Raw genomic sequence first — 12279 nt, 5'->3', positions numbered from 1 at the left:
GGTTGCCTATTGGGTTCCTTATTAAACGGCTCTAGCTAGTGTAGAGGAGGATATGAATGTCCATCATATATCAAGCTTTATTGAAAGAAGGAAAATTAACAAGAAAAGAAAAATCATTATTATTGGTTGGTATATTTGCAGCGAGACGTGAAGAAAGGGAGATGTTGTATTTCGTTGAGCATGCCGTTAAGGAGGGTAATAGCGTAGCTGAAATTGCTGAATTGATTACATCAGCTATTATTTCTAGAGGTATTCCAACCTGGTTATCGGGGAATGAAGCTATATCCTATGCTATTAATCTTTCAAATGAAGAAATAATTCCTAAAATGCCGGAAGAAAAAGTAATGATATTTTCCTCGCAACAGGAATGTATAAACTATTATCAATCTGAGTTTGATACTCTACCGACCTGGATTCAGAATTTAATTGATTATGCACCGGATACATTATTAAAGTATAGCAATCTTCGCACAACTTCTTTACGCAATGGAGCGGTTTCACGATTGCTAAAAGAATTGCTATTATATGCGATTAATGTGTGTGATTCCTATGAAAAAGGCATTGCAATCCATAAATCAAATGCCTTATCGCTAGGGGCAAATACTGTAATTTTAGAAGAAGTTAAAGCTCTGTGTATTTATGTGGTAGGTATAAAAGTAATTTGGAGTGATACAGAAGGCAAAGCTTAAGGTGGGGGTTTTATTATGCAAAAGATACTTATCGTTGGCGGGGGATTTATGGGCTCTGCGATAGCTAAATATTTAATGCAATATAATGTAAGCGTATTCTTATATGAGCCTAATGTGGATAGGGTACAACAGCTAAAGGAACAATCAGAATTGAAAAGTGTTACTTTTTTACAACAGCTTACAAAAATTGAGGACTTAACATATGTCATTGAAGCGATAATTGAAAATTTACAAGCCAAACAAAATTTATTTGAACAATTAGATTTAGTTTTTGCTGAAGATGTAATGTTTTGTACCAATACTTCAGGCTATCTTGTTAGTGATGTTGCTGAAAAAATGGTACATAAGGAACGTTTAATTGGGACGCATTTCTTTTCACCAGCAAATATAACACCTTTAGTAGAAGTTGTTCCTAGTCCATTTACGTCGAAAGAAAAAGCAAAAGCTGTTATGCAATTTTTACAAAGTATTAAAAAGAAACCTGTGTTACTAAAGCGAGAGATTAAGGGCTTTGTAGCAAACCGTTTACAAAGTGCACTTGCTCGGGAGGCAATGTCCTTAGTGGAGAAGGGCATCGTCACCGCTGAGGAACTGGACTTTATTGCAAAAATGAGCCTAGGGGTTCGGTTAGCAGATACTGGACCGCTTGAGCAGCGAGACATAAATGGATTAGATACACATTTTGCAATTGTTAATTATGTATATCCAACATTGGAGAATAGCACGAAACCACTTTCTATTCATTATGAAAAAATAAGTGCTAAAGAATTAGGCATGAAGTCTAATCGTGGCTTTTATGATTGGTCGTCGATTGATAAACAACAATATTTAGCGCAAAAGGAAAAGACATTAATAGACATTATTAAGTTAATTAAGTAGAAACACCTGTTACTAAGTGTTTAAAAATAGAGCAGGAGATGATTAAAGCTATGGAATATCAAGCATTAGTAAAGTGCTCATCAAAGAAAAAAGATGTCCAATTTAAAACATATACTGTCCCCAAATTGAAAAATTATGAGTGTTTGTTAAAGGTAAATGCAATTGGAATATGCGGTAGTGATCTTCATATGTATGATGGTCATGGTGGCTATGATTGGGTTCATTACCCACTCGTACTAGGTCATGAAGTAACAGGGAAGGTTATTGATATGGGTGCTGAAGTGGATCAAACATTAATAAATAAAAGAGTAGTTATCAACCCATATAAAAGCTGTGGAGTCTGTGATTTTTGTAAGCGTGGCGAAACAAATTGCTGTGATTTCAATGATTATAAGTTTATTAAAACACCTACTGAGGCATTACGCTATGGATTCCGTGAGGCTGGTGGTATGGCAGAGTATATGGTAGTAGATAGCAAAAACATTATTACAATAGATGATGCTGTTTCAGATGAGGTCGCAGCTATTTCAGAGGCTTTAGCAGTAAGCTATACAGCGGTGTTGAAAATTCATGAATATAAGAAAAAATCCATTTTAGTAATTGGTCCGGGGCCGATTGGATTAGGAGTTGCAGCTATATTAGTCGGAGCGGGTAATAAAGAAACTCATATGTTAGGTGTACCGCAGGATGAAAATCGTCTAAGGCTTGCAAAAGATATAGGTGTACAAGCAACGTTCACCTCATCAAAGGACTTAATTCATAAGGAGTTTTCAGGCTATGATGCTATTATTGACTGCTCTGGTCATCCTTCAATCCCAAATGAGGCAATTAGTTTACTAAAGCGAGGTGGTCAGCTTGTTCTTGTAGGTATTAATTCAGCCGAATTTTCCGTGCCAATGGATCAAATTGTACGTGGTGAAATTATGATAAAAGGAAGCTATGGTATTACTCAAGCGAATTATGAGGCAGTATTACAAATGGCAGCAAATACAAACTATCCTTTTCGTCAGTTAGTTGCACAGACGGTACCATTTAGCGAAAGCTTGCAGGGCTTTGAAAGTGCATTAAATAAAGTGAGTGGAAAAGTTGTAATTGATTTAAAGGGGGAAATGTAGATGAAAATTATCGATTTAACATTAGAAATATATGATGGATTAGTTTCCTATACATCACATCCGCCAATTGCTATTCAAGAGGAATCAACTTTTGAAAATTCAGGTCATCGCTATGTGGCACCGTGTGAAGGATTTGAATCTCGCTTTTTACGTATGTCTGATCATAGTGGAACCCATATTGATGCGCCAATACACTTTATCCGAGGTGGGGAATCTACCGCTGAAATGGATTTAACAAAAACATATGGTGAGGCAGTATTGTTAGATGTCTCCTCTTTTAAAGATCCATATGAACCAGTAACAGCAGAGATGCTAAAAAATGCCGAGCAAAGACAAGGGATAACTGTACAACGGGGCGATATAGTACTCGTAAGAACAAGAACTGCTAATTGGGGTGAAGGAGACTTTTTTGCAGAGTACGCCTTTGCTACTTGTGCGGGTGACTGGTTACTTGAGAAGCAGGTAAAATGCATTGGCCTTGATTTAGCAAATATTGATGTACATGACAGTATGAAACGAGAGGTGCATTTAAAGCTTTTAAGTGTTCCTATTTATATAGTAGAAAACCTGGTAAATCTCGAGCAATTACCTTTAAGTGGACGGTTTACATTTATGGCATTACCTCTAAAATTGAAAAATTCAACAGCTTCCCCAGTAAGAGCTATAGCATTTATAGAATAGGTGAATGTTTTAGTGCTTTGAAGTAACGCTTAGGAAGACGCTTAAATACCACAAAAATAAAAGCTGTTCAGGTCCAAAAATATGCGTTGAACAGCTTTTTAAAGTTTATTTCATTACGTTAGACATAAAACCCTTCATTTCCATACTAAGCATATTAAGCTCATCAATGATTTCACTAAAGTCCTGAACAAGTTGAGCCTGTTCGTTTGTGGCACCATTTATTTGAGTCATGTTTTGCTTTAAATTTTCAAGATTATGATTGATGCTTCGAAGTGAGGATTCAATGTTATCAGTAGCGGTAGTTGTTTCAGTAGAAAGCTTGCGAACTTCTTGTGCAACTATATTAAATCCGGCACCATGCTGACCTGCACGTGCTGCCTCAATCGATGCATTTAGTCCGAGTAAATTGGTTTGACGAGAAATATTTTTTATCAAATCCGTAATACCATTTGTTTTTTCAGCATCCTCTAAAGCAAATTGTGTCTGCTTATTAATTTCTTCACTAGTTGCAGCTAGCTCCTCCGAATGAGAGGCAATTGTATGTACTTTATCCTGTAGGTTTTGAATAATATCATTCATAGTAACAATATATTTATCCATTTGGAGAGCGTGGTCAATAGGTAATCCAAAGGCTAGCGCACCTACGATATGCCCATTTTCACGAACAGGAAAAGAAAATGCGTTAAAGTCCACGCCGTAAACCTCTTTTGGTACAGGTTCATCAGTACTTTTTCCTTTAAGTGGAAGATGTAAAATTGCATCATCTGGATGAATTTTTTGTCCATTTTTATACCCAGCATCTAAGCGTTTACCAGGTAAATAAGTAATAATGCTCTCACTCTCTTTTTCTACTACCGCCATCATGGCCTCGCCCTTCATAGCTAAATGAATGTAAGGCATTGACATTGATAATGCTTCAAGAATATTCATAGTAACCTCCTCGGTATATATAAGTCCTATTAAATCGGGGCATAATCCCTTTTTTAAAAACGTAATTTTTTGGAAAAGTGATACTTCTTTAATTGTATGAAAAAAGGAAGGAAATAAAAAGACTATCTTAATACCATTATCCTTTTAAATTGTAAGAGGTCTTATATTTAGGCTGTTTTCGTATAGATTGTTGCTTATACGAATTTGATAAATGTCGAATATAATGCAGGTTCAAGGAAGCGTTTGATATTGTAGAGATATGTTTATGAAGTGGTTATGGAAATAAAGAATGCAGACCAAAAAACCTTATTTAAGACACTAGAACAAGGTCTCTATCTAAAAGAAGTAATTAAAAAGTCGAAGTGCAGATATAAAAAAAGTAACGGCTGAAATATCATACCAATACCGATCATCATCAACGTCTTATTGTTCTCTCTTAAATCACCCGATTCTTTTTTCATCGCTTTGTAATATTTTGTCGTCATAAACACGCCGCACATCAATAAAAAGGCGCCAACAATAAACGAAACGTTGTACGCTCCTAAGTCTTTACTCGTTTGGAAAGCCGCTACTGCATTAAAATATATAAAGGCTGCAAGCAAATAAGGGGCTCTTTCTTTCCTATCTAATTTTCTACTTTTCTTATTCGCCACTTTATACCGATGCATCAGATCTTCTTGCGACACATACTGCGTAACAAAGGCTTCCACTTGTTTTGCATATTTTTTTTGAACTTTGACCGTATAAAAAAGCTCGTATACTTCAGACGACGGCTTTAAAACGGCTTTGATACCTGCTTCAAATGGGACATTGCTTTTCTCTAAGTATTCGATAATTGTCTGGACAGTATCTTCAAACGGAATGTTACTTGTCTCTAAGTGTTCGATCATTGCCTGGGCGGTATCTTCTGACGGAACGTTCCCTTTTTCTCTGTGTTCAATAATTGCCTGGGCAGTATCTTCTGAATGTCCTATCAATATTTTCTTTTTAAACATACTAAGCACCTCTTACGAAATAAGTTAAATAACGCTTAATTATACTATTTCATTCGACCTTTCTTGCAATCCAAAATATAACATACTCTTTTAAATATGGGCCCCTCGTTCGATTAACAACATTCTTTGAGAAAACAGCCTATATTTAAGTTTTAAACAGGGATTGGATTTGTAAGTTATAAATTTTGCATGCGCGGTAATCATGGAGTATATGCAATAGAACTTTGCAGAAAATAATACGGTATTAGATAATATGAATTTTTTCCTTTAGCTGTATTTAAAAAAGAGAAAGTTTATCACGGAAAGGTTGAAATGTCATTTTGAAATGTAAGTAATGTGAATAAGTTGATTGGAGTGAAGGCTGGGCGACTCCTTGGGGATCAGGAGCGTCCCAGAAGAGACCCTGCAGCGAAGCGTCAGCAACAAATGTTTTATCTTGTGCGAAAGCGAAGCGTCAGCAACAAATGTTTTATCTGTGCGAAAGCGAAGCGTCAGCAACAAATGTTTTATCTGTGCGAAAGCGAAGCGTCAGCAACAAAGCGCCTAGCCGGAACGGAAATCAACTACTCGCCTAGCCGGAGCATTGTTTACTTTCTAGTGATTCTTTCGCAAAACCTTGACATAGCTTTTTCTTTTTTGGACAACCTAAACTTTAGAAATAATGGTATGAGGTGATGATCATGAAAATTGAAAGGTCGTCCGAATGGGAAGAAGGCTTTATCAATAAACTAAATGAACTTGAAAAATGGGATAGTTGGACATTGTACAAGATGAATTATGACATTGTGAAAATGAAGCTAATTCCTGATTTCACAGGTTTACAGGCGACAAAGTATTTACCAAATTTAAAGCCGCTTAAGCACCAGTTGGAAGCAGCAGAGACAGTCATTGAACGTATGAATGGTAAAGCGATTTTAGCTGATGAAGTAGGTCTTGGTAAAACAATTGAAGCAGGTTTAGTTTTAAAGGAATATTTGATTCGAGGCCTCGTTAAAAAAGCATTAGTATTAGCTCCAGCATCTCTTATTAATCAATGGGTTGAAGAGTTAAATATAAAGTTCCACATTCCGGCAGTAGCTTATAAGAAAAATGTTCAGATTGAGCGCCATGATGTCCTTATTATGAGTATGGATACGGCAAAGAAGACTCCTCACAAAGAGCGCATTTATGAGCAGGATTACGATATGATAATTATCGACGAGGCTCATAAACTAAAAAATCATAAAACACAAATTTATGAATTCGTACAAAGCTTAAAGAAAAAGTTTTGCTTATTATTAACGGCTACACCGATTCAAAACGATGTCTTTGAATTATTTTATCTTATTTCCTTACTTAAGCCTGGTCATCTTGGCAATTATGATACATTTCAAACTGCATTCTCAGCAAGTAAGCATGATTTAGAGCATGATGATTATTTAAAGGAATTAGTGAATCAGGTGATGGTGAGGAATAGGAGAGAGGACACGGGTATTGAATGGACAAATCGCCGTGTTCAAATTATTCCGATCCAATTTACGAAGGAAGAAGAGGAAGTTTATAATCTGCTCGGAAAGCTTCAAAATACAGCCTCATTTTCAATGATTACATTGCAGAAGGAAATGTGTAGTAGCAAGGAAGCAACAGGTTTAACATTATCTAAAATGCTTGAAGACAATGAGCAACCACAAGAAATTGAAGAAATACTAGAAAAATTAATGGCCTTAGAAGTGAATTCAAAGGCGAAAAAGACACTTGAAATAGTCGAACAGGCCAAGGATAAAGTGATTATTTTTACAGAGTATAGAGCTACTCAAATTTACTTGCAATGGTATTTACATTCTCATGGTATAACGAGTGTCCTATTCAACGGTAAATATAATAAAAGTAAACGTGATTATATGAAGCATCTTTTTAAGGAAAGGGCACAGGTTCTAATCGCGACAGAGGCAGGTGGCGAAGGGATTAACCTTCAATTTTGCCATCATGTCATTAACTATGATTTGCCCTGGAACCCTATGAAGCTAGAGCAACGAATAGGGCGTGTACATCGATTAGGGCAAGAGCATGATGTTCATATTTATAATCTGGCTATTGCCAATACGATTGAAGAGAACATATTAGCATTACTTCATACGAAAATTGATGTGTTCGAAAAGGTAGTAGGCGATTTAGATGCGATTCTATCTAACTTTAAAGAATCTGTATAGTGTAAGGGAGAAGGACCATGTATCCACAGCAAGTTCATAGTTATTTACGCCAATTTTTTAATGAAAATGATTGCCCTATATTAGGAGAAGATCAGCATTATCTTACTGTACAATTAACCGTTGATATTGATAAAAGAATAATGAATCGCCCTTTTTATTGGCAATACGTAGAAGCTACAAACAGTGAGGCAAATCCAGCTCAAGTAACTTTCATTACAAATCAAACAGCATCAACTGGGAGCCTTTATGGCGAAGCTATTCATTTTGGTTCTCCGAGAATGAACCAGCTTTTTCAAGCAACAAGGGAGCTAGGAGCTTATGTTCAGCTTTTTGAAAAGGTGGATAATGAAATAGGGCAAGTTATTTTAACTCCTTGGCTTGGTGTTAATTTTAAAGTGTCGTATTGCTGCGATCGAACGAAAGAAACGCTTTATTCATTTGGCATAAACTTGCTAACTGGGATCATAAAAGAGGATTTTCAAGAGACGATATGTACATCTGAATTTGACGCTGTTCCAGCAGACAATGCTTTTCATGTACAATATATCATTAAGCCTCTTAGAGCACTCGAAAGATTACATGCTACTATTGAAAAGATGATTGAACGTGATGACCATTCATGGGCTACTGAAGCAAAAAAACGATGGCAGCATGATCAGCGAGTACTTGATTATTTTTATGAGGAAGAAGAAGATAAGCCGGAATGCTATGACATTGAAAAGAAGGCATTAGAGGAACAATACGATACAAAAATCAAAATAGAAATTATTAATGGTGGGTTATTTTATCTTTATTAAACGAGGAGCTGTCCTAATAGTAGGGACAGCTCCTTTACATTTAATTTTCTTCAAAAATACTTTGTAATTGTGCCAATTTATTGTCCCAAAATAAATCAAAGTACTGTAACCAGTCTTCAATTTCTTTTAGTTTGTCAGCATGTAATGTGTATATTTTTTCTCTTCCTTTTTTCTGAGCAGACACTAGCTCAGCCTGTTCTAAAATTTTCAAATGCTTCACAACAGCAGTTCGGCTTATAGAAAAATTCTCAGAAATAAGTGAGATCGGTTTATCACTTGAGGCAAGTAGCTGTAGGACATGACGTCTTGTCGGATCAGCGATTGCTTGAAAAACATCATACTTTACAGCCAGCTGTGTCATTGTGATTCCACAACTTCTTTTAATTTTTTGCCGACAAGCATTGTCCAGCCGCCCTCCATTGTTGTACGAATGGCCTCAGCAGGCATGTTGGCTTTAGGAATGATATGTGAAGCTTCTTTCCAGCCACCATGTGTTAACGTGAATTCAGTTTGCTCACCAATTTCTTTCAGTTCAAAAGTGACAAACCAGCCATCTGTATCCCATGCAAAACGAACAAAATGTGGAGCATCTACTTGTTCTACTCGACATGGTGAAGGACCAAATGGTGATTGTATTGTAAATTCATGACCTTCAACTGGCTTAAAATCATTTGGCATAAGCCAAGAAGCAATCTTTTCAGCGTCCGTTACTGTTTCCCATACTTTTTCAATTGGTGCATTGAGTGTAACGCTTTTAACAATATTCTCTAGTTTTTCAGTCATTTAAAATGAACTCCTTTGCAAAAATGTAACCTTAAGGTGTTATGAATATATAACACCTTAAGGTTATATGTCAATTATAAATACATTGGATAAATTTTCACCATGTCTTTTTGTGTAGCCTCACTTATGTTAAGATTATTTTTATAATTTTCTGACTAAAAGGAGGTCGTTAAAGTGGTGAACATATCTGTTTTTTTATTAATGTGCATTTTATTAATTATTTTGCCTGGCCCGGATACGGCAATCGCAACAAAAAATACACTTACCGTAAGCAGAAAGGGAGGCTTACAGACTTTACTCGGCTCGTGCTGTGGATTATTGATTCATACTTTTGCAGCGGTTATTGGACTTTCCGCGATTATTGTAAAGTCAGCATATGTATTTACCATTTTAAAATACGTCGGCGCAGTCTATTTATGCTATTTAGGTGTCAAAACCTTATGGGCGTTACGAGCAATACGTACACAGCCTCCTGTTGTGCAAGATGAAACCCAAATTGATCATAAATATTCGGAGCAATCATGCTTTAAACAAGGCTTCTTAACGAACGTAACAAACCCAAAGGTAGCTGTATTTTTTCTAACATTTTTACCTCAGTTTGTAGATGGCAAAAGCGGTACATTTATGCCGTTTCTTATAATGGGGCTTATTTATACGGCATTAACAGGATTTTGGTTTGTGTTCTATGTTTACTTGTTAGATAAAATTAGTGCATTTATGAAAAAGCCAACGACGAAAACTGTTATCGAAGGATTGACGGGTACAGTGTTAATTGGCTTTGGTATTAAGCTAGCATTAGAGAGAGCCCACTAAGATTAAAATGCTTTTTGCTTTAGAATAAAGTACAAGAGAGCATGTTTTGAAAAAAGATTGATTAAAACATGCTTTTATTTAATTAACCGATGTACTTTTTTATAAATTCATTTTTGTAATTAAAAGGACTGAAGAATATTAAGAGTCGATTTTCTTCAGTCCATGCAGTTAAAAATATTTATGCATTATTCATTTTTTCTTTTTATTTCTTTCATAAAGAATTCGCCTTCTATATCTAAATTTGGTAGTAATTTATCTAACCACTTTGGCAAGTACCAAGAAGCTTTTCCCATTAAGATCATTACTGCTGGTACAATAGCCATTCTTACTACAAAAGCATCAAATATAACGCCAAATGTGAGTGAAAAGCCCATCGCTTTAATGATTGGATCTGGAGCTAACATGAATCCAGTAAATACTGAAATCATAATCAACCCTGCAGCTGTTACTACTCCACCACTATCTTTCATTCCGACTAAAACAGCTTTGCGTGCATCCCCGGTATGTGTAAATACTTCACGCATTCTACTAACTAGAAAAACCTCATAGTCCATTGCTAATCCAAATAAAATTCCAATCACAATGACTGGTAAGAAGCTTAATACAGGATTGGCAATAGGAAACCCAAATATATCAATTAAATTTCCATCTTGAATAACAAATACAGTGAATCCTAATGTTGCACCTAAAGATAGTAAAAATCCTAGTACTGCCTTTAATGGAACTAGAATAGACCTGAATACTAGTACTAATAAGATGAATGAAAATCCAATAATTAATAAAGCGAATATAGGCAATGCTTCACTCAATTTTTGTGATATATCAATGTTTACCGCAGTAGTACCTGTAACCATTAATTTTATATGATTGGATTTTTCCAAGGTCTTTGCCTTTTCTCTAATATCGTTTACAAGATCTTTTGTTTCTGAATCGGCAGCTCCTGTCTCTGGAGTTATAGAAATAAGATACAATTCTCCTGAAGGTCCAGGAATTGCTGGACTAACATTTTTTACATTTGATAACCCACTTAACTCTTCTATAGTATCACTTAATGCTACTTGTGGATTGGTTGTTTCGCTTGAGGTTTTAGCCGCTACAATTAATGTTGAAAGATGACCAGGGCCATAGGCTTTGGTAAGTAAGTCATAAGCTCTTCTTTCTGTTGTCTCTTCACTTTTCGAACCGTTATCTGGTAATGCGAGTTCCATATGGAAAATAGGGATAGCAATTATAGATAGAAGTGCAATTCCAATAATTGCTACCTTCCACGGGCGTTTTGCTACGAAATTTCCCCATCTTTCGGAAGTAGTTTGTTTTTTATCACGTTTAATAATTTTGCTTAAAAAACTATTCTTTCTATCTGGTCCCACTTTATGTCCCATCAGACCTAAAAAAGCTGGAACCACAATTATTGCAATAAATATTGCGAATAATACGCAAAGGGCAGCAGATAGACCCATCATTGTTAAAAATGGTATTTTTGCAACAGATAAACCTAAGAGCGCAATGATGACTGTTATACCAGCAAACACTACAGCACTACCGGCTGTTCCATTTGAAATTGCTACAGACTCTTGGACAGAATATCCTTCTTTCCTTTGTTGTCTAAAACGAGTCATAATAAAGAGAGCATAATCAATGCCTACTGCCAGTCCCAACATTGCTGCTAACGTTATTGAAACTGAGGTAATATCCAAATAATTTGTTCCAATCATAATTAAAAAAATTCCTGTAGCTAGTCCAATAACCGCCGTAATAATTGGCAACCCAGCCGCTAATAAGGAAATAAAAGTAATTGCCAATATAACGAAAGCAACAACTACCCCAATTACTTCTGTTATTCCTCCAATTTCCATTTCAGAAAATGAAACATCACCAGAAAGTTCTGTTTGAATACCAGCATCACGTATGTTTTCGATGTTTTCTATAATATTTTCCTTTGATTTTTCCGATACCTTGTCTGCTGCTACATTATAAGTAACAATTGCATAACCAATATTCTTATCTTTATTTATATTCCCTAACTCTAATGGGCTTGCTACAGAAACAATATAACTATCTTTTTCTTTTATCACTTTCAATGTATCTGTAATTACATTATTAATCTCTTCAGAATCTAGGGTTTTATTTTCAGGTGCATTAAATACTAACTGTACTTGACCTGTATTAGAGGGGAATTCCTTTTGAATGAGGTGAAGGGCTTTTTCTGATTCTGATCCAGGTATAGACATATCCTCAGAAAAATTTGATCCCATGTTCATTGCAATAATTGCAAGCACAAAGAGAACAGTTACTGAGCCCCCAATTATTTTTTTACTATTGTTTGCCGCCAATTTTCCTAATTTATAAAGATACTTTGCCATTAACAGCTTCCTTTCATCCTAATATTACAGACAGCACATTAAAAC

The 12279-nt window shown here is 35.6% G+C and carries 12 protein-coding genes; 7 read left to right on the top strand and 5 right to left on the bottom strand.

All coding sequences use genetic code 11. From position 1 onward, the window contains the following. Positions 1-56: 56 nt before the first annotated feature. Genes ACIQ7T_RS14170 through ACIQ7T_RS14155 form a run of 4 tightly spaced genes read left to right on the top strand, consistent with a single transcriptional unit; the run spans position 57 to position 3364 of the window. Positions 57-689 carry a carboxymuconolactone decarboxylase family protein gene (locus ACIQ7T_RS14170; RefSeq protein WP_370080842.1) on the top strand — a complete coding sequence of 211 codons (633 nt, stop codon included), beginning with the start codon at positions 57-59 and terminating at the stop codon, positions 687-689. A gap of 15 nt (positions 690-704) precedes the next feature. Further along, on the top strand, positions 705-1568 hold the full coding sequence (locus tag ACIQ7T_RS14165) for a 3-hydroxyacyl-CoA dehydrogenase NAD-binding domain-containing protein (protein WP_370080844.1): 864 nt from the start codon (positions 705-707) through the stop codon (positions 1566-1568). A 50-nt stretch (positions 1569-1618) separates the two neighbouring features. Next, positions 1619-2683 (top strand): zinc-dependent alcohol dehydrogenase, encoded by a 1065-nt coding sequence (locus ACIQ7T_RS14160; RefSeq protein WP_402871086.1) that lies wholly within the window; start codon positions 1619-1621, stop codon positions 2681-2683. Then, complete coding sequence (locus tag ACIQ7T_RS14155) at positions 2684-3364, top strand: cyclase family protein (RefSeq protein WP_370080848.1); 681 nt, start codon at positions 2684-2686, stop codon at positions 3362-3364. It abuts the gene before it with no gap. Positions 3365-3469: 105 nt separating this feature from the next. Here ACIQ7T_RS14155 and ACIQ7T_RS14150 read toward each other — a convergent pair whose 3' ends face one another. Both ACIQ7T_RS14150 and ACIQ7T_RS14145 read right to left on the bottom strand, forming a co-directional pair. After that, positions 3470-4294, bottom strand: coding sequence for a methyl-accepting chemotaxis protein (locus ACIQ7T_RS14150; RefSeq protein WP_370080850.1), 825 nt, complete (start codon positions 4292-4294; stop codon positions 3470-3472). A gap of 332 nt (positions 4295-4626) precedes the next feature. Then, positions 4627-5289, bottom strand: a complete 663-nt coding sequence (locus ACIQ7T_RS14145; protein WP_402871082.1) for a hypothetical protein — start codon at positions 5287-5289, stop codon at positions 4627-4629. A gap of 674 nt (positions 5290-5963) precedes the next feature. Here ACIQ7T_RS14145 and ACIQ7T_RS14140 point away from each other — a divergent pair. Continuing rightward, positions 5964-7478, top strand: coding sequence for a DEAD/DEAH box helicase (locus ACIQ7T_RS14140; RefSeq protein ID WP_370080854.1), 1515 nt, complete (start codon positions 5964-5966; stop codon positions 7476-7478). A gap of 17 nt (positions 7479-7495) precedes the next feature. After that, a complete protein-coding gene (locus ACIQ7T_RS14135) occupies positions 7496-8275 on the top strand; it encodes a YqhG family protein (protein WP_370080856.1) in 780 nt (259 codons plus the stop codon). Between the two features lie 40 nt (positions 8276-8315). Here the strand turns inward: ACIQ7T_RS14135 and ACIQ7T_RS14130 are convergent, their stop codons facing one another. After that, positions 8316-8636: an ArsR/SmtB family transcription factor gene (locus ACIQ7T_RS14130; RefSeq protein WP_370080858.1), complete on the bottom strand. Its 321-nt coding sequence runs from the start codon at positions 8634-8636 to the stop codon at positions 8316-8318. Next, entirely contained in the window at positions 8633-9058 is a 426-nt protein-coding gene (locus tag ACIQ7T_RS14125; RefSeq protein ID WP_370080860.1) for an SRPBCC family protein, read from the bottom strand. The genes ACIQ7T_RS14130 and ACIQ7T_RS14125 overlap by 4 nt, the downstream gene beginning before the upstream one ends. A gap of 174 nt (positions 9059-9232) precedes the next feature. On the opposite strand from ACIQ7T_RS14125, the gene ACIQ7T_RS14120 reads away from it, so the two are divergent. Then, positions 9233-9871 (top strand): LysE family translocator, encoded by a 639-nt coding sequence (locus ACIQ7T_RS14120; RefSeq protein ID WP_370080862.1) that lies wholly within the window; start codon positions 9233-9235, stop codon positions 9869-9871. A 185-nt stretch (positions 9872-10056) separates the two neighbouring features. On the opposite strand, the gene ACIQ7T_RS14115 is transcribed toward ACIQ7T_RS14120, so the two are convergent. Further along, positions 10057-12234, bottom strand: a complete 2178-nt coding sequence (locus tag ACIQ7T_RS14115) for an MMPL family transporter (protein WP_370080864.1) — start codon at positions 12232-12234, stop codon at positions 10057-10059. Positions 12235-12279 lie beyond the last annotated feature (45 nt).

Source organism: Lysinibacillus sp. NPDC096212 (assembly GCF_044763105.1).
GTDB lineage: Bacteria > Bacillota > Bacilli > Bacillales_A > Planococcaceae > Lysinibacillus.
Note: the sequence above shows the minus strand (reverse complement) of the source record. Positions and strands in the feature narration are given on the sequence as shown.